Origin of the sequence: Mesorhizobium sp. M0968 (assembly GCF_040319065.1) — a bacterium.
Taxonomy (GTDB): Bacteria; Pseudomonadota; Alphaproteobacteria; order Rhizobiales; family Rhizobiaceae; genus Mesorhizobium.
Map to the genome: position 1 here is coordinate 329,361 of NZ_JAMYNL010000001.1, position 26,017 is coordinate 355,377.

28 protein-coding genes and 2 pseudogenes are annotated in these 26,017 nt (G+C 63.1%); 16 read left to right on the plus strand and 14 right to left on the minus strand.

The annotated features are described in order from the left end of the window. Window positions 1-23: 23 nt before the first annotated feature. The 5 genes and pseudogenes from ruvA to NKH67_RS01725 all read right to left on the minus strand — a co-directional run bounded on the left by ruvA (window position 24) and on the right by NKH67_RS01725 (window position 3,028). Window positions 24-644 (minus strand): Holliday junction branch migration protein RuvA, encoded by a 621-nt coding sequence (gene ruvA / locus NKH67_RS01705; RefSeq protein WP_352540304.1) that lies wholly within the window; start codon window positions 642-644, stop codon window positions 24-26. Window positions 645-657: 13 nt separating this feature from the next. Continuing rightward, window positions 658-1,080: a type II toxin-antitoxin system VapC family toxin gene (locus NKH67_RS01710; RefSeq protein ID WP_353030199.1), complete on the minus strand. Its 423-nt coding sequence runs from the start codon at window positions 1,078-1,080 to the stop codon at window positions 658-660. After that, entirely contained in the window at window positions 1,058-1,327 is a 270-nt protein-coding gene (locus NKH67_RS01715) for an AbrB/MazE/SpoVT family DNA-binding domain-containing protein (RefSeq protein WP_352767617.1), read from the minus strand. Before NKH67_RS01715 ends, NKH67_RS01710 begins: the two co-directional genes overlap by 23 nt. 56 nt (window positions 1,328-1,383) lie before the next feature. After that, complete coding sequence (ruvC, locus tag NKH67_RS01720; protein ID WP_352454901.1) at window positions 1,384-1,896, minus strand: crossover junction endodeoxyribonuclease RuvC; 513 nt, start codon at window positions 1,894-1,896, stop codon at window positions 1,384-1,386. A 264-nt stretch (window positions 1,897-2,160) separates the two neighbouring features. Then, window positions 2,161-3,028, minus strand: a pseudogene (locus tag NKH67_RS01725) (SDR family oxidoreductase). 180 nt (window positions 3,029-3,208) lie between these two features. Between NKH67_RS01725 and NKH67_RS01730 the strand changes: the two are divergent. Further along, the gene (locus NKH67_RS01730; protein ID WP_245274745.1) at window positions 3,209-3,526 is read left to right on the plus strand and encodes a winged helix-turn-helix transcriptional regulator; all 318 of its coding nucleotides are present in this window, start codon (window positions 3,209-3,211) and stop codon (window positions 3,524-3,526) included. A gap of 38 nt (window positions 3,527-3,564) precedes the next feature. Here NKH67_RS01730 and rcdA read toward each other — a convergent pair whose 3' ends face one another. Beyond that, window positions 3,565-4,092: a protease adaptor protein RcdA gene (gene rcdA, locus NKH67_RS01735; RefSeq protein ID WP_352450833.1), complete on the minus strand. Its 528-nt coding sequence runs from the start codon at window positions 4,090-4,092 to the stop codon at window positions 3,565-3,567. Between the two features lie 581 nt (window positions 4,093-4,673). Between rcdA and NKH67_RS01740 the strand changes: the two genes are divergently transcribed. Next, window positions 4,674-5,225, plus strand: coding sequence for a DUF2269 family protein (locus NKH67_RS01740; protein ID WP_353030202.1), 552 nt, complete (start codon window positions 4,674-4,676; stop codon window positions 5,223-5,225). 40 nt (window positions 5,226-5,265) lie between these two features. Here NKH67_RS01740 and NKH67_RS01745 read toward each other — a convergent pair whose 3' ends face one another. Next, window positions 5,266-6,036 (minus strand): sulfite exporter TauE/SafE family protein, encoded by a 771-nt coding sequence (locus NKH67_RS01745; protein ID WP_352450835.1) that lies wholly within the window; start codon window positions 6,034-6,036, stop codon window positions 5,266-5,268. 95 nt (window positions 6,037-6,131) lie between these two features. Continuing rightward, a complete protein-coding gene (locus NKH67_RS01750) occupies window positions 6,132-6,581 on the minus strand; it encodes an Lrp/AsnC family transcriptional regulator (protein WP_353030204.1) in 450 nt (149 codons plus the stop codon). A 132-nt stretch (window positions 6,582-6,713) separates the two neighbouring features. Between NKH67_RS01750 and NKH67_RS01755 the strand changes: the two genes are divergently transcribed. From NKH67_RS01755 to NKH67_RS01765, 3 genes are all read left to right on the plus strand, one after another. Continuing rightward, window positions 6,714-7,598, plus strand: a complete 885-nt coding sequence (locus tag NKH67_RS01755) for a DMT family transporter (protein WP_352742977.1) — start codon at window positions 6,714-6,716, stop codon at window positions 7,596-7,598. A gap of 176 nt (window positions 7,599-7,774) precedes the next feature. Beyond that, window positions 7,775-8,422, plus strand: a complete 648-nt coding sequence (locus tag NKH67_RS01760) for a thiamine phosphate synthase (RefSeq protein WP_352918506.1) — start codon at window positions 7,775-7,777, stop codon at window positions 8,420-8,422. 1 nt (window position 8,423) lies between these two features. Next, window positions 8,424-9,455 (plus strand): tetratricopeptide repeat protein, encoded by a 1,032-nt coding sequence (locus NKH67_RS01765; RefSeq protein WP_353030206.1) that lies wholly within the window; start codon window positions 8,424-8,426, stop codon window positions 9,453-9,455. A 42-nt stretch (window positions 9,456-9,497) separates the two neighbouring features. Here NKH67_RS01765 and NKH67_RS01770 read toward each other — a convergent pair whose 3' ends face one another. Next, entirely contained in the window at window positions 9,498-10,514 is a 1,017-nt protein-coding gene (locus tag NKH67_RS01770) for a zinc-dependent alcohol dehydrogenase family protein (RefSeq protein ID WP_353030208.1), read from the minus strand. Window positions 10,515-10,626: 112 nt separating this feature from the next. Here NKH67_RS01770 and NKH67_RS01775 point away from each other — a divergent pair, with 112 nt between their 5' ends. The 7 genes from NKH67_RS01775 (at window position 10,627) to NKH67_RS01805 (ending at window position 16,725) form a co-directional block, all read left to right on the plus strand. Beyond that, entirely contained in the window at window positions 10,627-11,484 is an 858-nt protein-coding gene (locus NKH67_RS01775) for a LysR family transcriptional regulator (RefSeq protein WP_353030210.1), read from the plus strand. Between the two features lie 138 nt (window positions 11,485-11,622). After that, window positions 11,623-12,189, plus strand: coding sequence for an elongation factor P (efp, locus tag NKH67_RS01780; protein ID WP_023678016.1), 567 nt, complete (start codon window positions 11,623-11,625; stop codon window positions 12,187-12,189). An 81-nt stretch (window positions 12,190-12,270) separates the two neighbouring features. After that, window positions 12,271-13,071, plus strand: a complete 801-nt coding sequence (locus NKH67_RS01785) for an inositol monophosphatase family protein (RefSeq protein ID WP_023678017.1) — start codon at window positions 12,271-12,273, stop codon at window positions 13,069-13,071. A 99-nt stretch (window positions 13,072-13,170) separates the two neighbouring features. Next, window positions 13,171-13,878 (plus strand): PAQR family membrane homeostasis protein TrhA, encoded by a 708-nt coding sequence (gene trhA / locus NKH67_RS01790; protein WP_352471211.1) that lies wholly within the window; start codon window positions 13,171-13,173, stop codon window positions 13,876-13,878. Window positions 13,879-13,993: 115 nt separating this feature from the next. Beyond that, window positions 13,994-15,019, plus strand: a complete 1,026-nt coding sequence (locus NKH67_RS01795) for a MotA/TolQ/ExbB proton channel family protein (protein WP_352471212.1) — start codon at window positions 13,994-13,996, stop codon at window positions 15,017-15,019. A gap of 1 nt (window position 15,020) precedes the next feature. Beyond that, entirely contained in the window at window positions 15,021-16,052 is a 1,032-nt protein-coding gene (locus NKH67_RS01800; protein WP_352683348.1) for a peptidoglycan -binding protein, read from the plus strand. 274 nt (window positions 16,053-16,326) lie between these two features. Next, window positions 16,327-16,725 (plus strand): hypothetical protein, encoded by a 399-nt coding sequence (locus NKH67_RS01805; RefSeq protein WP_352613362.1) that lies wholly within the window; start codon window positions 16,327-16,329, stop codon window positions 16,723-16,725. 65 nt (window positions 16,726-16,790) lie between these two features. Here NKH67_RS01805 and NKH67_RS01810 read toward each other — a convergent pair. Next, window positions 16,791-17,148, minus strand: a pseudogene (locus NKH67_RS01810) (DUF1304 domain-containing protein). 183 nt (window positions 17,149-17,331) lie between these two features. On the opposite strand from NKH67_RS01810, the gene NKH67_RS01815 reads away from it, so the two are divergent. Together NKH67_RS01815 and NKH67_RS01820 are read left to right on the plus strand one after the other, a co-directional pair. Beyond that, a complete protein-coding gene (locus NKH67_RS01815; protein WP_352814887.1) occupies window positions 17,332-18,816 on the plus strand; it encodes a carboxypeptidase M32 in 1,485 nt (494 codons plus the stop codon). Between the two features lie 206 nt (window positions 18,817-19,022). Continuing rightward, entirely contained in the window at window positions 19,023-21,050 is a 2,028-nt protein-coding gene (locus NKH67_RS01820; RefSeq protein WP_352817616.1) for a DUF3857 domain-containing protein, read from the plus strand. Between the two features lie 118 nt (window positions 21,051-21,168). On the opposite strand, the gene NKH67_RS01825 is transcribed toward NKH67_RS01820, so the two are convergent. Next, a complete protein-coding gene (locus NKH67_RS01825) occupies window positions 21,169-22,971 on the minus strand; it encodes an ABC transporter transmembrane domain-containing protein (RefSeq protein WP_352471217.1) in 1,803 nt (600 codons plus the stop codon). A gap of 204 nt (window positions 22,972-23,175) precedes the next feature. Between NKH67_RS01825 and rpmE the strand changes: the two genes are divergently transcribed. Continuing rightward, a complete protein-coding gene (rpmE, locus tag NKH67_RS01830) occupies window positions 23,176-23,397 on the plus strand; it encodes a 50S ribosomal protein L31 (RefSeq protein ID WP_006327661.1) in 222 nt (73 codons plus the stop codon). A gap of 69 nt (window positions 23,398-23,466) precedes the next feature. Here the strand turns inward: rpmE and NKH67_RS01835 are convergent, their stop codons facing one another. Then, a complete protein-coding gene (locus tag NKH67_RS01835) occupies window positions 23,467-24,108 on the minus strand; it encodes a TetR family transcriptional regulator (protein WP_352768383.1) in 642 nt (213 codons plus the stop codon). Window positions 24,109-24,239: 131 nt separating this feature from the next. Between NKH67_RS01835 and NKH67_RS01840 the strand changes: the two genes are divergently transcribed. Next, complete coding sequence (locus NKH67_RS01840) at window positions 24,240-24,719, plus strand: anthrone oxygenase family protein (RefSeq protein ID WP_352683339.1); 480 nt, start codon at window positions 24,240-24,242, stop codon at window positions 24,717-24,719. A gap of 27 nt (window positions 24,720-24,746) precedes the next feature. Here NKH67_RS01840 and NKH67_RS01845 read toward each other — a convergent pair whose 3' ends face one another. Both NKH67_RS01845 and NKH67_RS01850 read right to left on the minus strand, forming a co-directional pair. Next, window positions 24,747-25,058 carry an Rdx family protein gene (locus NKH67_RS01845; RefSeq protein WP_352683337.1) on the minus strand — a complete coding sequence of 104 codons (312 nt, stop codon included), beginning with the start codon at window positions 25,056-25,058 and terminating at the stop codon, window positions 24,747-24,749. After that, window positions 25,055-25,804, minus strand: coding sequence for a YebC/PmpR family DNA-binding transcriptional regulator (locus NKH67_RS01850; RefSeq protein ID WP_352540320.1), 750 nt, complete (start codon window positions 25,802-25,804; stop codon window positions 25,055-25,057). The genes NKH67_RS01845 and NKH67_RS01850 overlap by 4 nt, the downstream gene beginning before the upstream one ends. Window positions 25,805-26,017: the final 213 nt, after the last annotated feature.

Consider the following 26,017-nt stretch of genomic DNA (forward strand, 5'->3'; position numbering starts at 1 on the left):
CAAGGGACCGGACAAGCAACGTCTCACCGTGCCAGCTCCTTCAGCCCGAAGCGGATCAGCTTCGAGGCGTCCGCCTCCTCGCCTGCCGTCTTCAGCGCTGCCGCCACCGCATTGGCCGCGGTGTCGCGCGAATAGCCGAGATTGACCAGCGCCGAGACGGCGTCGGTGATCGGCGCCGAGGCGACGCCCTCGCCGAGCTCCTGCTTCAGGCCGATGGTGCCGGAGGCAGTGCCCGCATAGGCCGGCGCCTTGTTCCTCAATTCGGTGACGATGCGCTCGGCGACCTTCTTGCCGACGCCGGGAGCACGGCTGACCATGGCGATATCGCGCAGCGCAATCGCATTGGCGAGGTCGGCCGGCGCCAGCGTCGACAGGATGGCCAGCGCCACCTTGGCGCCGACGCCTTGCACATTGTTCATCAACAGCCGGAACCATTCGCGCTCCAGCACCGACTGGAACCCATAGAGCCGCAGCATGTCCTCGCGCACATAGGTCTCGATGAACAGCACCACCGCCTCGCCGGGCGGCGGCAATGCCGCCAGCGTGCGCGCCGAGCAATAGGCAACGTAGCCGACGCCATGTACGTCGACGATGCAGAAATCCTCGTCGATCTCGTCCAGCGTGCCTTTTAGCTTGCCGATCATTTGAGCGTGCCGATCATGCCGGGTGGGTTTCCGGAGAGATGATATCGAGGTCCGGGAAGTAGCTGCGATAGCGCGCGGCATCGCGCGTCAGCAGCCGATGCCCGGCGACAACCGCATGGGCGCCGATAAAGAAATCCGGCAGCGTTCGTTCGCCAATGCCGCCGGCGCGGCGATAGCGGGAATGCGTGACACCAGCGAGGAAGGCTGCCTCCCACGGCAGGAATTCGCGATCCATCTTGAGCATGTCGACTGCTTGGCGAAGGGCCTGTTCGGTCGCAATCAACGGCGCGAGCTCGGACCAGACGATTGCATTGATTACGAGTGCGCCGTCGCGCCGGCATGCGGCAATCGCGGATGCCGACCATTTCGTCTCCCGTCCGGCAGGACCCCAAACGTCGATCAGGACATTTGTGTCAATCAATGTCGAGATCTTCACGCGGGCCCCTCAGCCATTCCATATATTCGTCCGTCGTCATGCCCCCCAGATCCAGCGTACCGGCCATACGGCCGAGCATCTGGCTGAATCTGCGCGAGGCTTCCTCCTCCGACATGTTTTCGTCGACGGCTATGACACGAGCCCCGTCCTCGGTGGGGACGAACTCCACCTCCGAGCCCGGGCCGATACCCAGATGATCCCGTATTTCCTTCGGGATGGTCACTTGGCCCTTGGTGGTAACGCGCATGGTAATACCTCGTTGGTATTACTTATTGCCCACTGGAGAACAAGTCAAGAACAACCTTATCCGGCCAGCGCCACCATCCTGTAGGCGATGCTCTGCCGGTGATGCGCGTGACAGATGGCGATAGCCAGCGCGTCGGCGGCGTCATCGCTGTCGAACGTCGCCTTCGGCATCAGCACCTTGACCATCATGTGGATCTGCTTTTTGTCGCCATGGCCGACGCCGATCACCGCCTTTTTGACGGCGTTTGGCGCATATTCGGCAACGACAAGGCCGGCACGCGCCGGCACCAGCATGGCGATGCCGCGTGCCTGGCCAAGTTTCAACGTCGCCGCCGCGTCCTTGTTGACGAAAGTTTGCTCGACCGCCGCCTCGTGCGGCATCGCGGCATGCAGGACCTCGGCGAGCCCGTCATGCAATTGGCAAAGACGCAGCGCCAGCGCGGCCTTGTCGTCGGACCGCACCGTGCCGGAAGCGACGAAGCGCAGCGAATTGCCGAGGCTCTCGACGATGCCCCAGCCGGTGCGCCTCAGCCCCGGATCGATGCCGATGATGCGAATCGCTTCCCCCATCCGTCAAGTCTACCTTCGGGGGGACAGCGATGCCAGCGAAATGTGAACAAACCAGAAACAGCAAGCCGAGTCTGTTTAGAGAATGTTTGAGAGTCGCTCTGGCGAGACAGATGGCTTGGTTTTCGAGAACCGGAGCGGAGCGTACATAAGTACGCGAGCACCGGAAGCGCGGAAAGCTGCGCTAGTCTTGTCGTTTGAATAACTGTTGGCGCGAGCGACAGACGGTCCTCTGATCCTTTGGCGGATGTGACAGCCATCTCGGTTTCAACCGCGCAATGCTGCCGCAACGACGCTCTCCAGTGGCGTTGTCGGTCGACCGATCAGCCGGCTCATGGCGCCGCCGTCATCGAACAACGCTCCGCGTGAGGCTGCAATGTCGGCATCGGCCAGGATAGCGGCGAGATCGGCGGGCAGCCCGGCGCCCGTCAACAGACCCTCATAGGCCGCCCCGGCAAGGTCGTTGTAGGCGATCGCCTTGCCCGATTGCCGCGAGACCTTCGCCGCAAGCTCGGCGAGCGTGAACGCTTGGTCCGCGGCGAGCTCGTAAATCCTCCCTGCTTGATCTTCGCTCGTCAGCACCACGGCCGCGGCCTCGGCATAATCCTGCCGCGCCGCGGACGAGAAGCGCCCCTCATTTGCGGCGCCGATGAAGGCGCCGTGCTCCAGAGCCGCCGGGAGCGCCATCAGATGGTTCTCGGTGTACCAGCCGTTGCGCAGGATGACGGCGGGTAGGCCGGAGGCCGCGATGACCTCCTCCGTCTGCCGATGTTCGACCGCGAGCCTCGCGGGAGACGTGTCCGCATGCAGCATGCTTGTGTAAGCGATCAGCGAAACCCCCCACCCGTTGGGCGGCCCTGATCACTGACCGATGCTGCGGCAAGCGGCCGCTGACTTCGGTCGAGGAAATCAGCAGCAGTCTATCGACGCCGGCCAGCGCCATCGGGAGCGTGTCGGGACGATTATAGTCCGCCTCCCGCACGACTACGCCGCGTTGGACAAGATCGCTGGCCTTTGCCGGATCACGAACCGCCGCAACGATCCGGCTGGCCGGAACTGTCTTCAGCAGTGCGTCGATCACGAGACGGCCAAGCTGTCCTGTTGCTCCAGTTATTGCGTACATCGTTCTGTCCATTTCGTGGTTGGATGGATTGAGAGCCTCAGATAGCGGCTCTCGTTACCCTCGGAAACCACGTATCTTGTAGTTACCATCATTTTCCGGTACCCAACTGGAAACTCTCATGGAAGATGCGCGATGGTCCTCAGGATGCGAACGAAGGTGAAGGCGCTTCCCGGCTGCCCCATGTCGAGGTGCATGGCGCTGCTTGGCGGGTGCTGGACACCCGAGGTGCTCTGGTCCTTGAGCGACGGCCCGCGCCGGTTCTCCGAATTGCGCCGCGATATCCCAGCCATTTCGGCGAAGGTGCTGACCGGCAGGTTGCGCGATCTCGAGGAGCGTGGCGTCCTCGCACGCCACGTGATGCCGACATCGCCGCCGACCGTGGAGTATGAGCTGACGTCATTGGGGCAGGAGCTGCTCCCAGCGATCAGGTCTATCGTGGAGGTCGGATCGCGCCTGCTGCTGCGTGATTCTCCCCGCCTGATGATCGCGAGCCCGTCCCTTCGCGGTTAGTCTAGATGGCCGCCGGAGTAGAATTATGAAACGGTCTCTCAGCCGCGGGCGAAAGCCGTGTTGAGCAGCGTGATCTGGTCGGAGACCGGATTGAGGCGACGGCTCGACGGCGGCACCTCGGCAAGGCCGCCATAGATCTCCTCGTCCATCCGGCGCACCAACGCCTGCAGCCGCAGCGAACGGTTGACGAGGTCGATGAAATCCTTCGGCAGCTCGGCCCAGCCGGGCGCCTCGTCATGCGCCGAGGCAGTGTCGAGACGCACCTTGGATTTTTCTGAGGCCACCTGATCGCGGGTCATCTCGCCGGAATTCGCCGCCCGCTGCAAAAGCAGCCACGAGGCGACCTGCATCAGCCTGGTGGTCAGCCGCATCGATTCGGCCGCATAAAGCGTCGCCGCCAGCCTCGACAGCTTCTTGGCCTCGGCGCGGCCCTTGCCGTCGAGATATTCGGCCGCCTGCTCGACCAGGCCCATGCCTTCCTGATAGAGCGGCTTGAAGGATTGGGAGAAAACCCGGCGCTCCGCCAGCTTGATGGTTTTCGCGCTCGCCTTCGAAGGCTCGTTCATCGCTACGCCCCTGCACTTGCCTGACAGCCGGCCGATTCGGCTCTTGGCCGCCATATCCGGCAGCCTAAACGACTGAAGCTTGAAAATGCGCTTCGCTGCCAGCGAAGGCAAGCACATGTTTAACAAACGGTTAACGGCCGCATTTAGTCGGAAGGACGCCCATGCCGGCGGACAAAAAAAGAGCCGCGGATAAGGCGGCTCTCAGGAGTTTAACAGGGAGGCGTCAAACAAAGTGGCTCCAACCACTCGGTAAGAATCCAGATCACTGGATGGACATAGTAAACGCCTGTAAAGCTTAACGAAGCCTTAACGCGGGGCATATTTTTTGATCAAGCGCCCAGCATCTGTGCCGTAACAGCACAGCTGACTGGCCACGGCACCCGTTCACACCACCGGCTGGAAAGTCGGGGCGACGCGCTTGCGCCATGTTTCCTCCAGATCGTGACCGACATACCGAAACAGATCCACTCGCCGCGCGACATCGTTCCGAAACAGGCGCCGCGCTAAACGCCCGTTCCTCGCAACGAGGCGGAGCAAACCTTGCGCTCCGGCAAATCATCAAATCTCTCAAGGAGCGAATAATGGACTGGTACTCGGCCGTTAAATTTCTGCATATCGTCTCGGCGATCCTCTGGGTCGGCGGCGGCTTCACGCTGATGCTGCTCGCGGTACGCGCCGACCGCGCTGGAAACGTCGAAGGCATGCTGCAGGCGATGTGCGCTACCGGCGAGCTCGGCAACCGGTTCTTCGCGCCGATGTCGATGCTGACATTGCTTTTCGGCCTCATCATGTGCGGCTTCTGGGTCGGCTTTTCCGATCTGTGGGTGCTGATCGGCCTTGCCGGTTATGCGACGACCTTCTGCATCGGCATGTTCATCTTCAAGCCGACTGCCGACCGCATGGCAGGCATGATCGCCAAGGATGGCGTGACGCCGGCAGTGCTTGCCCAGGGCCAGCGCGTCCTCAGCGCCGCGCGTTTCGACTATTCGGTGATGCTGGTGATCATCGCGGACATGGTGCTGAAGCCGACGCTGCACGACATCACCATTCTGGGCTGCATGGCGCTCGTACTCGCAACCGGCATTGCCCTGGCGCTTGGCAGGACGCGGCAGCTGCTGCCGAGTGCCGCCTGAGGTGTAAGGAATCCGGCGGCGGCCGAATGGGGCCGCCGTCTTACAGGAGGCCGGCGATGCCGTCCCACAGAAGCTTGACCGCGACGACCGCCACGGTCGCATAGGTGAAGGGATAGAACAGCTCCGGCCGCATCCGCCGCACCAGCCAGGCACCGGCGATTGTCGACAGCGGCGCCAGTGGCATCAGCACCGCCGACGCCGTCAAATTGGTGGTATCGAACTGGCCGAGCGCGAAATAAGGGATGAGCTTCAGCGCGTTGGTGACGGCGAAGAAGATCGCCGCGGTGCCCGACAGCACCTTTGGATCGAGCCTGATGGGCAGCGCATAGACCTGAAAAGGCGGGCCGCCGACATGGGCGACGAAGCTGGTGAACCCGGCAACAGTACCCCAGAAGCCGGCGGCGACGCGGTTGGGCTCCGCCGCGTGGCCGGCACCGTGGCGGAGTTGCAAATAGAGCCAGCGCAGCACGAAGATCAGGGCAACCGCGCCGACGATCAGCCGCACCATCTCTTCGGTTACAAGTGCCGCCGTCAGCCAGCCAAGGGCGATGCCGATCACGGCGCCCGGCATCATGTCGGCCAGCATCTTGCGGTCGAAGATGCCCCACCACGTCCATACCGAGACAATGTCCATCAGGCACAGAATTGGTAGAAGAATTGCGGCAGCCTGAACCGGCGGCATGGTCAGCGCCATCAACGGCACGCCGACAAAGCCGACGGCGCCGCCGAAGCCGCCTTTCGACAGGCCGACGAGGATGACGGCCGGAATAGCCGCGGCATAGAACCAGGGATCGACGAGCAGGCCTGACATGGGGAAGGGACGCTGGAGGGAAAGTTGAACTCTGGAATAGACCAGAAATGGCCAGACCGCGACCGCAAATATGTGGGCCACGCCACCGAAACCCGTCACATGTTTGGCATGTCGAGCGGCGGTGGGCGTCTCCGGATCGGCTGCGCCTTGATGATGGCGGTGCTGGTTTCGGCCTTGTCGGCGATGCGGTCGAGAATCCCGTCGAGCTCGCCGATCGAGCGGACGAACAGCCGGGCAACGAAGCAGTCATCGCCCGTCACCTTGTCGCATTCGCCGAATTCCGGGATTTCCTCGATCAGCTTCTGGATGATGTGCAGCTTGCCCGGCAATGGCCGGATGCGAACGATCGCCTGCAAGGCGTAGCCGAGCGCCTGCGGATCGATGTCAATGGTGAACGCGCGGATGACGCCGCGATCCTCAAGCCGCCGAAGCCGCTCCGAAACGCTTGGCGACGACAACCCGACCTGCAGCGCCAGTTCCTTCAGCGAGGTCCGTGAATCCTTGACCAGGATATCGAGGAGCTTTCTGTCGAGCTCGTCCAGCATTTTACAATTCCAAGAAAAAGCCGATGTTTACCTAATTTAATGAGGTTCGTCCTGCATATCACCAGCTAGAAGCCATGGAAAGACCCGATCCGCTGTGGGATTATAAAATCTCAACGGGTTTCAGGAGCATCCATGGACAACACGGTACGCGGCACGATCGAAATGACGGCGGCGATGGCGATCCTCGGCACGATCGGCTGGTTCGTCGTCCTTTCCGGCCAGCCCATCATGGACGTAGTGTTCTGGCGCTGTGCTTTCGGGGCGGTAACGCTGCTGATCATCTGCGCGGCGCTGGGACTGCTGCGTGGCAGGCTGTCGCTTCGCATCGTCGCGATCGCGGCTCTTGGCGGTGCTGCCATCGTTATCAACTGGCTGTTGCTGTTCAGCGCGTTTTCCCGCGCGTCGATCTCGATCGCCACGGCCGTTTACAACACGCAGCCCTTCATGCTGGTGGGTTTTGGCGCGCTCTTCTTCTCCGAACGGCTGACGGTGACCAAGCTGACCTGGCTCGGCATCGCCTTCGCCGGCATGCTGCTGATCGTGCAGGCCGCGCCCGATGCAGGCGATCATGGTACGGATTACTTTACCGGCATTGCGATGGCGCTGGCCGCGGCTTTCTTCTGGGCCGTTGCGGCTATCGTCACCAAGAAGCTCAAAGGCACGCCGCCGCACCTGATCGCCCTGATCCAGGTCTGCGTCGGCGTTCTCATGCTGGCACCCTTCGCCAATCTCACCCACCTTCCCGCCGATGCGCGGAGCTGGGTCATGCTGGCGACACTCGGCATCGTCCATACCGGCCTGATGTACATCCTCATGTACGGTGCCATCCAGAAGCTGCCGACGCATCTGCAGGGATCGCTGTCCTTCATCTATCCAGTCGTCGCCATCCTCGTCGATGTCGTCGCCTTCGGCCATCGGCTGCAGCCGGCGCAGATCGTCGGCGCCGCCGCCATCCTGGTCGCCGCCGCCGGCATGAATCTCGGCTGGTCGCTGTGGAAATCGAAGGTGCCTGCGTAGGGGCCGCAAGCGACCGGCGGGGAGAATTTCGGCCAACGGCAGCCATGCGCCGAGCCCCATAAAATCGTTGACGGCAAACGTGATCCCCCTGCCGCCTGTTCAACTCCCGCACTTTGCTCTATGCCGCAATGCAACCATCTTCGCCCGGCATAGGCGATAACCGGGACCGAACACCAATGAATGACGCAACGCCGCCCAACCGCTGCCGCATCGTGCTGATCGCGCCGCCGAACGTGCCGGCCGAGCGCATCGCCGCGGCCTTCGACGGCGGTGACGTCGCCTCGCTTATCCTGCCGGAAAACGGTATGGACGAGGCCTCTTTCCAAGCCTTTGCCGAACAGATCGTGCCGGTGGCGCAAGCGGCCGGCATTGCGGTCATTATTGCCGGCGACACCCGCATCGCCGGCCGCGTCCAGGCCGACGGCATTCATGTCGAGGTCGGCAAGGACGAGCTCGCCGAAACGATCGAACACTTCCAGGCCAGGATGATGGTCGGCACCGGCGGCGCCAAGACCCGCGACGATGCGCTGGAACTCGGCGAGGTCAGGCCTGATTACATTTTCTTCGGCCGTTTCGGTTACGACAACAAGCCTGAGCCGCACCCCCGCAACCTGTCGCTCGGGCAATGGTGGGCGGACGTCATCCAGATCCCCTGCATCGTCATGGCCGGATCGGATCTTGCCTCGGTGGAAGCGGTCGCCGCCACCGGCGCTGAATTCGTGGCACTGTCCAGCGCCGTTTTCGCCGACGACGTCGATCCGAAGATGGCGGTTGCCGCCGCCAACGCGCTGCTCGACGAAACCGCGCCGCGTTTCGAGGACTGACGTGCTCTCGCGGAGAATCCTTTTCAGCGCCTTTCTCGCAACGGCCGTGACGCAGGCGATAGCGGCGGAACCCGTTCCTCTGCCGCAGCCCAGGCCGGATTCCAGCGAACCTGCCGACAAGCCGATCGCCGCACAATTGCCGCAGCCCGCCACCACCGCCCCGTTGCCGTCGGCCGATACCATCAACCCCGACCGCTTCGGCGCAAAGCCGTCCGACGCTGCCTATGGCGCCTTTCAGCGCGGACTCTACAAGACGGCCTACAACCTTGCGCTTTCGCGCGCTCAAAACGGCGATCCGGCGGCACAGACGCTGGTGGCCGAGATATTGTCGCGCGGCCTCGGCGTGCCGGTCGACGCGGCAGGGGCGGCGAAGTGGTATGCGCTTGCCGCCGAGCAGGGCGTCCCGGAATCGCAATTCCAGTATGCGCTGATGCTGCTCGACGGCCGCTACGTCAAAAAGGACGAGAAGGAGGCCTATGCGCTGATGCAGGCCGCCGCCGAGGCCGGCAACCGCCTGGCGCAGTTCAATTTTGCGCAGCTGATGGTCGAACAGGAGCCCGGCGATGCCGGTATTGCCAAAGCCGTATCCTATTACGAGCGCGCTGCCGCGACCGGGCTTGCCGACGCACAATATGCGATGGCACAGGTCTACGCCAATGGCGCCGGCGGCAAGCCGCGCGACGATGTCCGCGCCCGCAGCCTGCTGGCACAGGCCGCGCGGCAGAACTACGACACGGCACAGATCGATCTCGCAACCTGGATGATCGAGGGGCGCGGCGGCGCCCGCGACCTGAAATCCGGCTTCAACTGGATGAAGCAGGCCGCCGAGGGCGGCAATGTCGCCGCCCAGAACCGTCTCGCCAAGCTCTACATGAACGGCATCGGCACCGACCCGGATCTGATCCTCGCCGGCGCCTGGTATGTTGTCGCCCGCCGCGCCGGGCTCATCGACCAAGAGATGGACGATTTCCTGCAGGGCCTGACCGACGAGCAGACGCAGCAGGCGCTGCAACGGGCCAACCGCCTGCCCTGACCGCGGTCTCGAGACTCATCGCACCGGGCTCGTCAGGCGGGCTCATTGGGTATGATCGAGCACGACCTTGCCGAAGGGCGAGCCGTGTTCAAGGTACCGAAAGGCTTCGGCGGCCCGGCTCCATGGCACGACCCGGTCGATCACCGGTCTCAACCGGTTGACGACAATGGCTCGGTTCATCGCCTCGAAGGATTCGCGTGAGCCCACCGGTATGCCTCGCGCCCGGACCTGCCGGCGGAAGATGTCGAGCGGGTTGATGGCGCCGTCACTGCCGCCGAGATAGCCTATGACGTTGATCTGGGCGCCGCGCGCCGCTGCCCTCAGCGATTGTGCAAAACTCTGCGGTCCGCCAACCTCGATGATATGGTCGGCGCCGCGGCCATCCGTCAATCCCAGCACGGCCGATGCCCAGTCGGGGACGCTGCGATAGTTCACGCCGTCCTGCGCGCCAAGTTGCCTCGCCCGCGCAAGCTTCTCGTCGCTGCTCGACGTCACGATGACGCGCGCCCCGGCAGCGGCGGCGAACTGCACCGCAAACAGCGAAACGCCGCCGGTGCCGAGGCAAAGCACGGTGTTGCCGGGTTTGACGCTGCCCTCCGTAAACAGCGCGTGCCATGCCGTCACGCCGGCGCATGGCAGCGTCGCTGCTTCGAGGTCGCTCAGATTGGCCGGCGCCAGCACCGCCGCCTGTTCGTCGAGCCGGGCAAATTCGCTGAGCAGCCCGTCGATCGGGCCGCCGCGTTGATAGGAGGGCTCGGCCATGGCGAAACTGCCGCCGACCCAGCGCTGCCAGAACGTGGCGCAGACCCGGTCGCCGATCTTGAACCGGCTGACCTCGGCGCCGATGGCAACGACTTCGCCGACGCCGTCCGACAGCGGCACCAGCGGCAAGGCAAACTTCGTGTGATAGCTGCCGCGGACGATCTCGGCATCGCGGTAGTTCAGCGCCGTCGCCTTGACCTTCACAATCATCTCCTGGCGCCCTGGCTCAGGCATCGGCCGCTCGATCATTCTGAGGTTCTCGAGGCCGCCCGGGCTCTGCAATTCGATCGCCTTCATCGTCGTTCCTTTCCGGCTGGGTCCTGCCAGAGGAAAATCGCTTGCCATCCACCGGATTTCAAATTCATAATGTTCAGCATAATTATGCTTCTGTGACATGTTCGGGTGTGTCGTGCTTGAAGAACTGAAAACACTGGCCCTCTTTGCCGAGGAGGGTTCGATTCAGAAGGTGGCTCGACGCCTGCCGTTGACGCAGCCGGCCGTCACCCGCCAGATCCAGCGGCTGGAGGAGGTGCTCGGCACGGAATTGCTCGACCGCCGGCTAAAGCCGTCGCGACTGACCCCGGCCGGCGTAGAGGTGCTGGCACGCGGCAAGGAAATTCTCGCCGCCGTCGACGCGCTGAGATCATTCGCCAAGGGCAACGAGCCGGAGGGCCTGCTGCGGCTCGGCCTCGCGCATGGACTTTGCGACAAAGCCGTGGCCGCCGCCATTGCTGATGCCGTGGCGCGGTTTCCGAAGGTTTCGCTGCGTCTGAAGAGCGGCTGGAGTCTTGAGCTGGCCGACCAGCACAAGCGCGGACAGCTCGACCTCGCCGTCATCCTGGACGGCAGCAATTCCAAAACTGGAGACGGCGTTGTCGGAACCGAGCCCCTCGGCATCATCGCTGCCGAAAACACCAGTCGGCAAGCCGACGTCAAGACCATGCCCTGGGTCCTCAGCCCTGAACCCTGCGACGCGCGCCGGCGGCTGGCGGCTGCCCTGGCCGAGGGCGGCCACAGGTTGATGGTCGGCGCCGAGATTCAGGACGGCGCGCTGCAGATCGACTGGGTTCGTCGAGGCCAAGGCCTTGGCCTGCTGCCCAGGCGGCTGCTGCGGGAAAAGCTGCCTGAGGGCATTGCCCTGGTCGACGCTCCCGGCCTCGAGCTGTCGCTGCGAATTGTCGTGCTGCGTTCGCCGCACCTGCATCTTTTGAGAGAGGTCGCCGACGCGGTGACCGAGGCCGTCACCGCGACTGTCAGGGCGGACTGAGGCCACCACGCCGCGCTGCCGGGCCAGCTTCGTTCCCGCTTCATCGGAAGGCGCTCCTTGCCTCTGCTGGCGATTTGTGGTCTTGGAGGCGCCAAATTGCCCTTTGCGGCGATCATCTCATTTCCGGATCACCTCACCATGGCCAAGATCAATGGCAACGAAATCCGTCCCGGCAACGTCATCGAGCATGATGGCGGCCTTTGGGTGGCGGTCAGGACCAACACCGTCAAGCCCGGCAAGGGCGGCGCCTACAACCAGGTCGAACTCAAGAACCTGATCAACGGCACCAAGCTCAACGAGCGCTTCCGTTCGGCCGAGACGGTCGAGCAGATCCGGCTCGATCTGAAGGATTTTTCCTTCCTCTACGAGCAGGGCGACGCGCTGGTGTTCATGGACACCGAAAGCTACGAGCAGCTCGAATTGCAAAAGGAGTTCGTCGGCGATCGCGCCGCCTTCCTGCAGGACGGCATGATGGTGACGGTCCAGCTCTATGACGAAAGGCCGATCGGCATTTCGCTGCCCGACCAGGTGACGCTGACCATCACCGAGGCCGACCCGGTGGTGAGGGGCCAGACGGCAGCCTCGTCCTACAAGCCGGCGATACTCGAAAACGGCATCCGCGTGCTGGTGCCGCCGTTCATCGGCTCGGGCGAGCGCATCATCGTCGATACCAACGAAATCACTTACGTGCGCCGCGCCGACTAAGGCGTGATCCCAAAGAGTTGCAGACTTTTTGGATAAGATCATGCGTCAAGGCAAATAGGCGCAGCGACAGGAAGAACAGCAATGGCGCGTTCCGCGATCCTCAATGTCATGGTCCAGGCCGCAATGAAGGCCGGCCGCTCGCTGTCGCGTGACTTCGGCGAAGTGCAGAACCTGCAGGTCTCGATGAAGGGGCCGGGCGACTATGTCAGCCAGGCCGACCGCAAGGCCGAAGACATCGTCTTTGCCGAACTCTCCAAGGCGCGGCCCGGCTACGCCTTCCTGATGGAGGAACGCGGCGTGATCGAGGGCGACGACGGCCAGCACCGCTGGATCGTCGACCCGCTCGACGGCACCACCAATTTCCTGCACGGCATTCCGCTCTTTGCCGTTTCGATCGCGCTGGAGCGCCAGGGCCAGATCGTCGCCGGCGTCGTCTACAATCCGGCGATGGATGAGCTCTATACCGCCGAGCGCGGCGGCGGCGCTTTCATGAACGACCGCCGGCTGCGCGTCGCCGGCCGCACCAAGCTGGTCGATGCGGTGATCGGCTGCGGCATGCCGCATCTCGGGCGTGGCCAGCACGGCAATTTCCTCATCGAGTTGCGCAATGTCATGGCCGAGGTCTCTGGCGTCCGCCGTCTCGGCTCCGCCTCGCTCGATCTCGCCTACGTCGCCGCCGGCCGCATGGACGGGTTCTGGGAAACCGGCCTGTCGGCCTGGGATGTCGCCGCCGGCATTTTGCTGATCCGCGAGGCGGGCGGTTTCGTCTCCGATTTCGCCGGGGGACAGGATGTGCTGAACGCCGGTTCACTCGTCGCCGGCAACGAACTCATCCAGCGCGCGCTGTTGAAGACTATCAAAAGGCCACTCTCAGCCGGCTGATAGAGGCACGCCGCGCTGAACCGCCGCAGTCGCAAAACCGCAACCAAAGCTTGAAATACTGTCCCGCGGCCGCCCAGATAAGGTGGCGCAGGATCATCGATGACGAACAGCCGGCCCCAACCCCAGAGCGAACTCTCCCAGCTCGACATTCCCTTTATGGGGCGCTGGCATTACTCGCGCGCCGAGATCATCGCCGACGGCATTGTCCACGCCGTGGGCATCGTGCTGGCGATCGCTGCCGGCTCGACACTGCTGGCACTGGCCGCCTATCGAACCGGCCCCGGCGAATACGTCGCCGCCGCCTTCTATGTAGTCTCGCTGCTCACCGTGCTGTCGGTTTCGCTGGCCTACAATGTCTGGCCGGTGTCGTCGCCGGCAAAATGGATATTGCGGCGCTTCGACCATGCCGCGATCTATCTGCTGATCGCTGCCACCTACACGCCTTTCCTGGCCCAGCTCGGCGGCTCGCCGCTGGCCGTTTCCATGATCGTGCTGGTCTGGACCGCCGCGGCGGTCGGCATCGCCATCAAGGTCTTTCTTCCCGGCCGTTTCGACCGGCTGGCGATCGTCTTCTACCTAGCCATCGGCTGGAGCGGTATCGTTCTGGTGGAGCCGCTCGTGCGGACGCTACCGGCGACTTCGATCGCGCTCATCGTTGCCGGCGGCATCGTCTACTCCTGTGGCGTGATCTTCTTCGCCTGGAAGGGCCTGCGCTTCCACAATGCGCTGTGGCATGGCTTTGTCGTCATCGGCGCCGGCCTGCATCTGGCCGCCATGGTCGACTGCCTGGTCATCAACCGGCTTTGACCTCCGGTCGCGGACAGTGGCAATATTGCCAAGCGCCATTCAATTTCGTCACAATTCCGTTTAGAGTCGCAAACACAAATTGATCGGCGGCGACGGCATCGGAAACGGGGCACGGATGACTCTTCTCAGATCCTTCGGCATGGGCAGGCGCTCCGACGTTCTGATCTACGATCCGCACAAATTGTCGAGCCCGCAGGTGTTTCTGCTGACCATGGTGATCTTTCTGTTCATCGTGGCCTTTATCGCCGCCATCCTGACGCGCCAGATCTCGACCGCCTTCGTCACCAATCCCGGCCTCAACGGGCTGATCATCGGCGTGCTGGCGGTCGGCATCCTGCTGGCCTTCGTCCAGGTCGGCCGGCTGTTCCGCGAGGTGCGCTGGGTCAACTCGTTCCGCGCCGGCTCCGAAACCACCGAACCGGTGCTGCTGGCGCCGATGAAGGCGATGATCGGCCGCTCCTCGACGATTGCCTTCTCGACCAGTTCGATGCGCACCATGCTGGATTCGATCGCCACCCGGCTCGACGAAAGCCGCGACACGTCGCGCTATCTTGTCGGACTGCTGGTGTTCCTCGGCCTGCTCGGCACTTTCTGGGGCCTGCTCAACACGATCGGCTCGATTCGCGAAACCATCGAGTCGCTCGACCCCGGCACCGGCGATGCCGCGGCCGTGCTCGAATCCCTGAAGCAGGGGCTTTCCGCTCCGTTGGCCGGCATGGGCACCGCCTTCTCGTCCTCGCTGTTCGGCCTCTCCGGCTCGCTGGTGCTCGGCTTCCTCGACCTGCAGGCCGGCCGCGCCCAGACGCGCTTCTATACCGAACTCGAAAACTGGCTGTCCTCGGTCACCGACCTGTCCTCCGACATCGTCGTTGCCGACACGGCCAAGACCGAACCCTCCGAGGAAATCCGGCTGTTGTCGGAAAAGCTGCGCACTCTGCAGGAGAATGGCGGCGGCTCCAATCCGCGCGTCGCCACCGCCATGGCCAATCTCGCCGACGGCATTTCCGGCCTGGTCAAGAACATGCGCTCGGAACAGCAGATCATGCGCGACTGGGTCGAGGCCCAGTCGGACGAGCAGAAGGCGATGCGCAACACCCTGGAGAAGATCGCCGACGCCTTGAAGAAGCCTGGAGTGCATTGACGTGGCGTTGGCACGAGGCCGGCGCTCCGACCGCCGCATCGATTACTGGCCGGGCTTCGTCGATGCGCTGTCGACGCTGCTGTTGGCGATCATGTTCCTGCTGACTGTTTTCGTGCTGGCGCAGTTCCTGCTCGGCCGCGAGATCTCCGGCAAGGACACGGTGCTCAACCGCCTCAATTCGCAGATCAACGAGTTGACCCAGCTTCTGGCGCTGGAGCGCTCGACGACGCAGGACAAGGAGGACACCCTTGCCAATTTGCAGGCATCGCTGTCTGCATCGGAGGCGGAAAAGAGCCGGCTCGAGCAATTGCTGGCGCAAGGCGCGGGTGCCGGCGATGCCGCCAACCAGCGCGCGACGGCACTTTCCGGCGAACTCGACAGCCAGCGCCAGATCAGCCAGCAGGCGCTGAGCCAGGTCGAGATCCTCAACCAGCAGATTTCGGCGCTGCGCAGGCAGATCGCAGCGCTCGAACAAGCGCTCGACGTGTCCGAAACGCGCGACCGCGAATCCAACACCAAGATCGCCGATCTCGGCCGCCGCCTCAATGTCGCACTGGCGCAACGCGTGCAGGAGCTAAACCGCTACCGCTCCGATTTCTTCGGCCGCTTGCGTGAAATTCTTGCCGACCGCGAGAACATCCGCATCGTCGGCGACCGCTTCGTCTTCCAGTCGGAAGTGCTTTTCCCGACCGGCTCCGAGGTGATCAACGATGCCGGCAAGCTCGAGATGAAGAAGCTTGCCGATGCCATCATCGAATTGCAAAAGGAAATCCCGCCGGAGATCAACTGGGTGCTGCGCGTCGACGGCCACACCGACAACAAGCCGCTCTCCGGCACCGGCCGCTACCGCGACAATTGGGAATTGTCGACGGCGCGCTCGACATCGGTGGTCAAGTTCCTGATCGAGAACGGCGTGCCGGCCAACCGGCTGGTCGCGGCCGGCTTCGGCGAATTCCAGCCGCTCGACCCCGCCGATACCGAAGAGGCGCGCAACAAGAACCGCCGCATCGAGTTGAAGCTGACCGAGCGGTGATCTGCAAGCCTTTGGCTTGTATCATGCGCCAGGTCGGGCCGGCTCGAGCCGGCTCAAGTCGGCGGCATTTAGGGCACTGGTGCGGCAGCGGCAAGAGCTGAAAAAATTACCATTTTTTAATTACACTTTGCCGCCGTGGCCTTTTAGCCTTGGTCATGGGCCGAGAACCGCCGGCGGTGGAACCGCTCATCGCGACGCGACGGAACCTGACGGCCCGAGGCCGGAAGGCAGAACCCTCCCAACCACCGCCTTCCCCAGTAAAGGAGACGCAACCATGCGCTTCTTCGCTCCCAGGAATCTCAGGACTGCTACGCTCGCCACACTTCTCCTCGCCGTTCCGTTTGCTGGCGCTTACGCCGGCCCGCGTGAGACGGCCTTGATCAATCAGATCCAGAGTGTGGAGACCGGTATCCAGGGCGCCATCCGGGCGAACAAGCTCGAGCCGGGCGAGGCACGTGACTTGCGCACGCAGGTCGCTCAGCTCGATCGGGCCGCCCAGAGGGCCGCTCGCCGTGGAACGATGCCGAGCACGCAATATCAGCAGTTGATGGCGCAGCTCGACGATGTCAGCCAAAAGCTGCGCGCTGATACCGGCAGTGCCTTCCTCATCGGCAACGGCGCCGATGGCGGATACTATCCCAACGGCTATGGCCCAACTTATCCAGGCGGCTGAAATCGGCCGCAATGCCCGGCGCTGTGGCAATTGATTTTGCCCATGATCCTTTTCCAGCTTTCGGTTCAGGGATCATGCGCTAGTCCAACGCCAGCGCAAATCAGCGCCAGTACTGCCGGCACTGTCTCGATGAACAGGGATTTTGCGCCCGCCGTTGCCGCCGTAAAGGCCGGCGACGGCGACGCAGAGCAAGAAGAAGACTACTGAAAACCGGCTTCGCCGAGGTAAAGCCCCAGGTCAGGCCGGCTGCGAGAAAGCCGTCGTAAAGCCCTGATTGGCCGCGAGGACTTTCGAGGCACTGGCGAATTCCGGCGTCAGCCTGAATACCATATGGCCGCGCGGCGTGTCCCACAGCACCATCTCCAGATAGACGATGCAGAGGTGGATCACGGCCACCAGCCCGACCAGCACATTGGCGATCATGTTTCGTCTCCCCATCGCGGTCTGCCGCCGCCGGACGACATTGATCACGCACGCCACCGCTTCCGCGAGATGCCTTTCGACCGTTGCGGCCGGCAGTCAATGCGTCGGTCGCGGGCGGCTTTCGGGGTTGCCAACAGTTTTGCATTGGTATCTTTTCCCGCCGTCAAATCAGCGGAACCCACAATGTCCTTTCAAAAACTCGACGACCTCGGCCACAAGCTCGAAGCGCTGGAACACGCCCTCGCCATCCTCGGCGCCGACGAGGCGACCCATATGGCGGTCGGCGGCGGCGAGAAGCGCGCAGAGGCAATGTCGGCGCTTGCCGGCATGCACCATGCCCGGGCGACTGCGCCGGAGATTGCCGACTGGATCGCGGCGGCCGAGCAGGAGGCGCTGAACGAAGAGCAGCAGGCCGCGGTCAGGGAATTCCGCCGGCAATACACCAACCTGACCTGCCTGCCGGTCGAGTTCGTCGAGCGCCAGACGACCGCGCGCATGCGCTCCGAGCAGCTCTGGCGCGACCTGCGCGCCAAGAACGACTGGGCCGGCTTCCTGCCGGCGCTGGAAGGCGTCGTGGCGCTGGTCCGCGAGGAGGCGGCCCTTCGCGCCGAGGTGCTCGGGCTCGAGCCTTACGACGCGCTGATGGAGCAATATGATCCGGGCAATCGCGCCGCCGACATCACGCCTGTGTTTGTCGAGTTGAAGACCTTCCTGAAAGGCTTCGTGCCGGAGGCACTGGCCGTGCAGGAAGAGCGGCTGGCGAAACATCCGCTGAAGCCGCTTTCCGGCAGCTACCCCTTGGACAAGCAGCGCGAGCTCGGCCTCGCCATGATGGCGGCAGTCGGCTTCGACCTCACCCACGGCTCGCTGTCGGTTTCGCACCATCCGTTCTGCGGCGGCGTGCCGAGCGACGTGCGCATCACCACCCGCTACAAGACCTCGGATTTCCTGTCAGCGCTGATGGGCGTGCTGCACGAGACCGGCCATGCGCTGTACGAGCAGAACCTGCCGAAGGCGTGGGCGCACTGGCCGCTCGGCAGAGCGCGCGGCATGGCGGTGCATGAAAGCCAGAGCCTGTTCGTCGAAAAGCAGATCGGCCGCAATCCAGAATTCTGGCGCTGGGCGCTGCCGGTGGTCGAAAGACACCTCGGCGAGCGCTGGAGGATCGACGACATCCTGCCGCATGTGCACCGGGTCGAGCGCGGCCTGATCCGCGTCGATGCCGACGAGGTCACCTATCCGCTGCACGTCATCCTGCGCTACGAGCTGGAGCAGGAGCTTGTCTCGGGACGGCTGGAAGCAGCCGACCTGCCCGAAGCCTGGGATGCCAAGATGCGCGATTATCTCGGCCTGTCGACATCAGACAATCCGGCTGACGGTCCGATGCAGGACGTCCACTGGCCGGGTGCCGCCTTCGGCTATTTCCCCTCCTACACGCTGGGCGCCATGATGGCGGCGCAGCAATGGGCGGCGTTGACCAGGGATCATCCTTCAGCCGACGAAGACCTCGCCAAGGGAGATTTCGCCGCGATCAACGACTGGCGCCGCAAAAGGATCTGGTCGCAAGGCTCGCGCTGGTCGACGCCGGAACTGCTCGAACGCGCCACCGGCGAAAAGCTCAATGCCGTGCATTTCACCGATCACCTGAAGAAGCGTTACGGGAACTGAGCCGCTTCGTCTATTCCAGGTTCTTGCCGCGGTGACTGCAGAAATCCGCGAAACTGGCCTTTACTTTGGTGGGAAAGCCTCTGAAAAAGGAGTTCTTCCAAGTTGGGCGAGCGTAGATGTCTGTCTGTTACAGTTTTCATAGGATGAAGTCTTTCTGGCCCCGCTTGGTATTTTTCATCTTATTGATCGGCCTGAGTTCTCCGGCCATGGCCGACGACATGGTTCTCAAGGGGCCGGCAGAAAGCTGGGTAAAGCAGCTTGATATTCCGGCTGCCGATCCCACCCGATCGGATCAAATCAAGAATGGCGTTTCATGGCTGCTCTCGGACGACCAGATCACGCATCGCGCCGGCGGCTATGTCGAGTACTCGCGCACCGTCTATAAAATCGTCGACCGTCCCGGCCTGGATCGTGGCGCGAGTATCGATCTGCAGTTCGATCCGTCCCGGCACAAGGTCACGCTCAACCATCTTCACATCATCCGCGATGGCGCCGTTCTGGACCGGCTGGAAGGTGTCGAATTCGACATCTTCCGCAGGGAAAGAGACGCCGAGAAGGGTGTCTTCGACGGCTGGCTGACAGCACATGTCAACATCGATGATGTGCGCACCGGCGACATCGTCGACTACGGGTCGACCTATGAGATAACGCCGCTGGTCGGCAAGGACCTTTTCTTCAAGAATTTCTCCACCGAATGGGAAGAGCCGGTAGCGCTTATCCGCACAAGCATCATTTGGCCTTCGGACCAGCCGCTCCAGATCAAGACACGGGGAACCCGACTTAAGCCCTCAATCTCCCCGACTGGACCGGACACCACCTATCTGTGGGAGATTCCAAACCCGAAACCGGTCAATGTCGAGGACAACCTGCCCGTGACCTATCCAGGCTGGGGCTCCATCGATGTCGCGTCTACCGCGAATTGGCAAAGTGTGGTCGATGCCGTTGCGCCCTATTACAAGCCAGCGACCGTTTTTCCCCCGGCTTTTGCCGCAAAGCTCGACGACATCGCTCTGCGGCATCCGGTGCCCGAAGACCGCATGGTCGAGGCAATGCGGCTGGTGCAGGACCAGATCCGCTATGTAAGCCTGTCGATGGGTGCCGGTTCCTACGTTCCGCGTGATCCCGCGACGGTCATCCTGAGCGGGTTCGGTGACTGCAAGGACAAGGCCCTGCTGCTGGTTTCGTCGCTTGTGCGGCTTGGCATTGCTGCCGAGGTCGCCTTGGCCGATCTCGACGAGGGACGGGCCCTGGACCAGCATCTGCCGGCGCTCCGCGATTTCGACCATGCCATCGTCAAGGCAAGGATCGGAGCAAAGACATATTGGCTGGACGCCACGAACTATCTTCAGGGCGGCGGGGCGCACAATCTCGCACAGCCCGACTACGGCTTCGCGCTGCCGCTTTCCAGCACCGGCGGGTTGGAGAAGATGCCGAGCCCTGTGCTTACCAGCCCATCGATCCAGATCGCCGAGGAATTCGACTTTCCGCGGAAACCGGGCGATCCCCTCGTGCTGACGGTCTTCTCGACATATGAGGACGCCGATGCCGATTGGATGCGCGGCAATTTCGCCAGCCGGTCGCTGAGCGAGGTGTCGGACGCCTACCTGAAATACTACAACAAGCAATATCCGGGCATCCAAACCATCGCCAAGCCGGAAATCGTGGATCGCCGCGACGGCAACATAGTGAGCGTGAAGGAAAGTTATCGCTTGCCGGCGGAAGCGCTGACGGCCAACGATCTGGCAAAGAATTTCCCGATCCGCGCGGCCGATCTCGGCAACAACTCTCTTCCAACCCCGACAATCGTCGACCGAACCGGGCCCGTCTCCCTCGGCCCCCAGTTCTACCGCCGCCACAAGGTGACCGTGCGCAACCTCAAGGCGAGGTTTTCCGGCGAGTCGATGAAAAACGTCGTGACGCCCTATCTGTCTCTCAAGGCATCCTGGTCCAACACGCCCACCGAATTTCAAGTTGAATGGAATTTTCAGACGCTGGCGACTGAAGTACCGGCCAAGGCGATTGCCGATTATCTGAAAACCGTCGATGACCTCGCAGACCAGGTTCGCTGGCAGTACGATTTTACCTATGAAGAGCCGCCTGCCGATGTGCAGCTCAGCGATCCGGCAAAGGAGCAGCGACAGACCGTCGCCAGCATGCTTTTGCTGTCGTTGCTTGTCGGCGTTCCCCTGTTCATCGCCTATCGACGTGGCAAACGCCGAGCTTTCGGTAGCTGAAGAATCTCGGCGGCCGCTGGGCACCATGACCCCGAAAAGTGGCTGCCGGTTTTCGGAAGAGATCATGGTCAAACAAGAAGATGGAGCCTCATCTCGATTTCATCGGGATGGAGCGATGCTACTCGGCCGCGCCCCTGAAAGCACTCGCCCCGGTGTCGAACTGCAGCTTGGCCAGCCGCGCATAGATGCCGCCCTTGGCGACCAGGCTCTGATGCGTGCCTTCCTCGACGATGCGGCCGCCATCCATGACCAGGATGCGATCGGCCTTCAGCACGGTGGCCAGCCGATGGGCGATGACGATCGTGGTGCGGCCCTTCATCAGCCGGTCCAGCGCCGTCTGCACCAGCGTCTCGCTTTCGGCATCTAGCGCCGAGGTCGCCTCATCGAGCAGCAGGATGGGCGCATCGCGCAAAATGGCGCGGGCGATCGCCACGCGCTGGCGCTGGCCGCCCGACAGCGTCACGCCGCGCTCGCCGACCTGGCTGTCATAGCCCTTTTCGAGTTTCAGGATGAACTCGTCGGCAAGCGCGTCCTTCGCCGCCGCCTCGATCTCGGCCTGGCTGGCGCCAGGCCGGCCAAAGCCGATATTGTCGCGCGCGCTTGCGGCAAAGATGGTGACGTCCTGCGGCACGATGGCGATGCGCGCGCGGATCGCCGCCGGATCGGCCTCGCGCAGATCGACCCCGTCGATGATGATCCCGCCGGACTCCGGATCGTAGAAGCGCAGAAGCAGCGAAAACACGGTGCTCTTGCCGGCGCCCGAGGGTCCGACGATCGCGACCGTCTCGCCGGGTTTGACCTGAAAGCTCAGGCCATGGACGGCGGCGCGGTCGGGCCGGGCCGGATAGGAGAAGGAGACATCGTCGAAGCTGATGGCACCTCTCGCCTTTGCCGGCAGCGGCTTCGGATCGGCGGGCGCCTGGATCGCGGGTTTCTCGGCCAGGATCTCGGTCAGCCGTTCGGCAGCGCCCGCTGCCTGGGAAAGTTCGCCCCAGACCTCCGACAGGGCGCCGAGCGCGCCGGCGGCGAACACCGAATAGAGCAGGAATTGACCGAGCGTGCCCGGCGACAGCGTGCCGTCGAGCACGTCGCGCGAACCGAACCACAGCACCGCCACGACTGACGAAAAGATCATGAAGATGGCGAAGAAGGTGAGAAAGGAGCGGGCAAAGATCGAGGCCCGCGCCGCTTCGAACGCTGCTTCCACGGCGGACGAAAAATATCTGGTTACAAGCTTCTCGTTGGTGAAGGCCTGCAGGGTGCGCACCGCGCCGATCTGCTCGCTGGCATAGGCGGTGGCATTGGCAAGCGTATCCTGCGCCAGCCGTGACTTGCGCCGCACCGAGCGGCCGAAGGCGACCAGCGGCAGCACGATCAGCGGAATGGCCGCGATGACCAGGCCGGACAGTTTTGGGCTGGTGAAGACCATCATCGCCACGGCGCCAAGGCCGAGGATGACGTTGCGCAAAGCCACCGAGGCGGTAGCACCGACGGCCGATTTGACCTGTGTCGTGTCGGCGGCGAGCCGCGAGACGATCTCGCCCGACTGGGCCGTGTCGAAAAAGGATGGCGACAGTGTTGTGACGTGGGCAAAGACATCGCGGCGGATATCGGCAACGACGCGCTCGCCGAGCGTGATGACGAAATAGTAGCGGCTGGCCGACGCCGCCGCCAGAACGGCGGCCATCACCACCAGCATGGCGAAATATTCGGCAATGAAGCTGGAATCGGAAGCGGAAAAACCGTGGTCGATCATCCGCCGCACGGCCAGCGGCAGCGCCAGCGTCGTCGCCGCAGCGACGGCCAGCGAGACGATCGCGCCGATGACCATTTTGCGGTAATGCGTAATGTAGGGAAACAGGCGCTGCAGCGGCCTCAGCGAGCGCCTGCGCTCGTCTGCATCGCCGCTGATGTTCGCCATGACCGTTTCCTTTGGCCCTTTGAGGCTTGCGCCATCAATATGCGCTTGCCGCGGCCTTGTGATTCAATTCCGGCTGATGTATAGGCTCGCCGACCGTTTTAGAAGCCGTGGCTCCTCAATAGCTGCGGCTTCGAGTTTTAAAAAGGGGCGCATCGACGCAGGCTTCAGCCCGTCGGCAGCACCCGGCAAGCCAGGAACAGACCCATGAAGACCGATATCCATCCCGACTACCACACCATCAAGGTCGTCATGACCGACGGCACCGAATACATGACCCGTTCGACCTGGGGCAAGGAAGGCGATACGATGAACCTCGATATCGACCCCACCACCCATCCGGCCTGGACCGGCGGCCAGCAGACCCTGCTCGACCGCGGTGGCCGCCTGTCGAAGTTCAAGAAGCGTTTCGAAGGCTTCGGCCTCTAAGCCGCATTGGCATTTCGCAGATCGAGAAACCCGCCTTCGTGGCGGGTTTTTTGTTGGGAAAATACGGCCCTACTCGCCGAGCAACTCGCGCAGGGCCATCCGCTTGTAGGCCGCGACCAGCCTGTCGCCTTCTTGCCGCCCGACCGAGATCGCCAGCCGCATTGCGGCCTCGCCCATCTGCCAGATGAGAAACGCCGTCGTTTCGAGCGCTTCCGGATCGGCGGATGGCCGCAGCCGTTTCAGCACGGCTGTAAGGAATTCGGCGTTGGCCCGGCTGTCGGCAAGCTCGAGTTCGCGCAGCGCCTTGTCGGCCTGCGTGCCCGACCAGATGTCGCGCATCACCGGCTCCGCCAGGAACATTCCGTAGTAGATATCCACCAGTTCCGAAAATGCCCGGCGCAGGCCTTCGGCGTCATTGACCTCGGCTAGCGCTGCCGCAATGCAGGCCTGGCTTTCGGCGGTGTAGCGTTCGGCCAGCGCCCAGATGATCGCCCTCTTGTCGGGGAAGAACTGGTAGAGCGAGCCAATCGACACGCCGGCCCTCTCGGCCACCTCGCCCATGCGCATGGCGTCGCTGCCTTGCTCGGCGATCAACGCCGAGGCGGCGGCCAGCATGCGCTCGACCCGCTCGCGGCTGCGCTGCTGGCTCGGCGCCCGGCGCGGCGATGCGATCTGCTCGTTGCGGGAACCCGGTGCAGCGGTGCCTTCCATGACTGTCTCCAGAAAAATGGCTTGACTGAGAAAATACGAGGGTTTATCACGTTTTGCAAATGTGAGGATCATTCATATTTTTAGACGACACACCAATCGAACTGCTCGAATCTGAAGCCGGAGGAACTGACATGATCATGAAACTGCTTCCCACCCTCACCTTCGTCGCTGCCATTGGCTCAGGCGTTGTCGGCGGCGTTTTCTTCGCCTTCTCCAACTTTATCATGCCGGCGCTCGCCCGCTTGCCTGCCGGAGGCGGCATCGCCGCCATGAATTCGATCAACATCACCGTGATTACGCCGGCATTCATGACCGCGCTTTTCGGCACCGGGCTGGTCTGTCTTGTCCTTGCCGCCGGCGCTCTTATCGGCTGGAGCCAACCGGGTTCGTTCTGGCTCCTCGCCGGCGCCCTGATCTACCTCGTCGGCAACCCAATCGTGACGATGATGTTCAACGTGCCGCTTAACAACGCCCTGGCCGCGGTCGATCCGGCAAGCGCCAACGGCGCCGCGGTATGGGCCGCCTATCTCAGGGACTGGGTGATGTGGAACCATGTCCGCACCATCACCGCCATCGTGGCGCTGGGCTGCTTCATCTTCGCATGGCGGTGAATGCAGGACGGAAGTCCTAAAAGGCCGTCAGGCAGGGTCTTTTGACTTATGGCCCTTGCGGTCGGCATGGCCCAGATCGCGATCCGGATCGATGACGTCGCGAACCAGTTGCTTGAGCTTTGCGGCGTCGGGAAAACCGCCGTCACGCTTGCGGTCCCAGACCAGCGTATCATTGCAGGAAATGGTGAAGATGCCGCCGGTGCCGGGCACCAGCGTCACTTCGCCCAGATCGGTGCCGAAGGTCGACAGCAGCTCCTGCGCCATCCAGCCGGCCCTGAGCAGCCACAGGCACTGCGTGCAATAGGTGATGCGGACTGTGGGCAGCGCGTGTTGGATCATGCCGCGCTGAGCTTTGCCAAGGTCTCCTCGTCGACCTCGAAATTGGCGTAGACGCTCTGCACGTCGTCGTCGTCCTCGAGCGTCGCAACCAGCTTCATCAGCGATTGTGCCCGCTCCTCGTCGACCGCGATATTGGTCTGCGGCTTCCAGATCGGCTTCACCGATTCAGCCTCTCCGAGCGCGCCCTCCAGCGCCTTCGACACTTCGCCGAGATTCTCGAAAGCGCAGTAGATCGTGTGGCCGTCCTCGTCCGACTGGACGTCGTCGGCGCCGGCCTCGATCGCCGCGTCCATCACCTTCTCGGCGCTGCCGGCCGATGCCGGATAGTAGATCTCGCCGACGCGGTCCCACATGAACGATACCGAGCCGGTCTCGCCCATCGCCCCGCCCGCCTTGGTGAAGGCAGCGCGCACATTCGACGCCGAGCGGTTGCGGTTGTCGGTCAGCGCCTCGACGATCAGCGCGACGCCGCCTGGCCCGTAACCCTCGTAGCGCACGGCTTCGTAGGTCTCGGCATCGCCCATCGACGCCTTGTTGATGGCGCGCTGGATATTGTCCTTCGGCATCGACACCGCCTTAGCGTTCTGCACCGCAAGGCGCAGGCGCGGGTTCATCGATGGATCGGGCGTGCCGCTCTTGGCGGCGACGGTGATTTCGCGCGCCAGCTTGGAAAACATTTTCGACCGCACCGCATCCTGGCGGCCCTTGCGGTGCATGATGTTCTTGAACTGTGAATGGCCAGCCATGGCACCCCTGTCATCTTCTCGGCTAGAGCATCTGCCGCCTGGTGAACCACCCGGCATCTTGCAAAATGCTCGAATTCAAAATTTCAGAACGTCCTGCTGCGTCCCTGACGGACGGACGGCGCTCGCTGTCGGAATGGCCGGCTTATAGATAAATCGGCTCAATTCGTCCAGCCGCGCCATTGCTGCCGGCACGCAAGGGTTTCAAGATCCGAA

Excerpts from the sequence above, each read along its gene's own strand:
- ruvA (WP_352540304.1), bottom strand. The coding sequence starts at position 644 with ATGATCGGCAAGCTAAAAGGCACGCTGGACGAGATCGACGAGGATTTC.
- NKH67_RS01715 (WP_352767617.1), bottom strand. The coding sequence starts at position 1,327 with ATGCGCGTTACCACCAAGGGCCAAGTGACCATCCCGAAGGAAATACGG.
- ruvC (WP_352454901.1), bottom strand. The coding sequence starts at position 1,896 with ATGGGGGAAGCGATTCGCATCATCGGCATCGATCCGGGGCTGAGGCGC.
- NKH67_RS01730 (WP_245274745.1), top strand. The coding sequence starts at position 3,209 with ATGGCGCTGCTTGGCGGGTGCTGGACACCCGAGGTGCTCTGGTCCTTG.
- rcdA (WP_352450833.1), bottom strand. The coding sequence starts at position 4,092 with ATGAACGAGCCTTCGAAGGCGAGCGCGAAAACCATCAAGCTGGCGGAG.
- NKH67_RS01740 (WP_353030202.1), top strand. The coding sequence starts at position 4,674 with ATGGACTGGTACTCGGCCGTTAAATTTCTGCATATCGTCTCGGCGATC.
- NKH67_RS01745 (WP_352450835.1), bottom strand. The coding sequence starts at position 6,036 with ATGTCAGGCCTGCTCGTCGATCCCTGGTTCTATGCCGCGGCTATTCCG.
- NKH67_RS01750 (WP_353030204.1), bottom strand. The coding sequence starts at position 6,581 with ATGCTGGACGAGCTCGACAGAAAGCTCCTCGATATCCTGGTCAAGGAT.
- NKH67_RS01755 (WP_352742977.1), top strand. The coding sequence starts at position 6,714 with ATGGACAACACGGTACGCGGCACGATCGAAATGACGGCGGCGATGGCG.
- NKH67_RS01760 (WP_352918506.1), top strand. The coding sequence starts at position 7,775 with ATGAATGACGCAACGCCGCCCAACCGCTGCCGCATCGTGCTGATCGCG.
- NKH67_RS01770 (WP_353030208.1), bottom strand. The coding sequence starts at position 10,514 with ATGAAGGCGATCGAATTGCAGAGCCCGGGCGGCCTCGAGAACCTCAGA.
- efp (WP_023678016.1), top strand. The coding sequence starts at position 11,623 with ATGGCCAAGATCAATGGCAACGAAATCCGTCCCGGCAACGTCATCGAG.
- NKH67_RS01785 (WP_023678017.1), top strand. The coding sequence starts at position 12,271 with ATGGCGCGTTCCGCGATCCTCAATGTCATGGTCCAGGCCGCAATGAAG.
- trhA (WP_352471211.1), top strand. The coding sequence starts at position 13,171 with ATGACGAACAGCCGGCCCCAACCCCAGAGCGAACTCTCCCAGCTCGAC.
- NKH67_RS01795 (WP_352471212.1), top strand. The coding sequence starts at position 13,994 with ATGACTCTTCTCAGATCCTTCGGCATGGGCAGGCGCTCCGACGTTCTG.
- NKH67_RS01805 (WP_352613362.1), top strand. The coding sequence starts at position 16,327 with ATGCGCTTCTTCGCTCCCAGGAATCTCAGGACTGCTACGCTCGCCACA.
- NKH67_RS01815 (WP_352814887.1), top strand. The coding sequence starts at position 17,332 with ATGTCCTTTCAAAAACTCGACGACCTCGGCCACAAGCTCGAAGCGCTG.
- NKH67_RS01820 (WP_352817616.1), top strand. The coding sequence starts at position 19,023 with ATGGCCGACGACATGGTTCTCAAGGGGCCGGCAGAAAGCTGGGTAAAG.
- NKH67_RS01825 (WP_352471217.1), bottom strand. The coding sequence starts at position 22,971 with ATGGCGAACATCAGCGGCGATGCAGACGAGCGCAGGCGCTCGCTGAGG.
- rpmE (WP_006327661.1), top strand. The coding sequence starts at position 23,176 with ATGAAGACCGATATCCATCCCGACTACCACACCATCAAGGTCGTCATG.
- NKH67_RS01835 (WP_352768383.1), bottom strand. The coding sequence starts at position 24,108 with ATGGAAGGCACCGCTGCACCGGGTTCCCGCAACGAGCAGATCGCATCG.
- NKH67_RS01840 (WP_352683339.1), top strand. The coding sequence starts at position 24,240 with ATGATCATGAAACTGCTTCCCACCCTCACCTTCGTCGCTGCCATTGGC.
- NKH67_RS01845 (WP_352683337.1), bottom strand. The coding sequence starts at position 25,058 with ATGATCCAACACGCGCTGCCCACAGTCCGCATCACCTATTGCACGCAG.
- NKH67_RS01850 (WP_352540320.1), bottom strand. The coding sequence starts at position 25,804 with ATGGCTGGCCATTCACAGTTCAAGAACATCATGCACCGCAAGGGCCGC.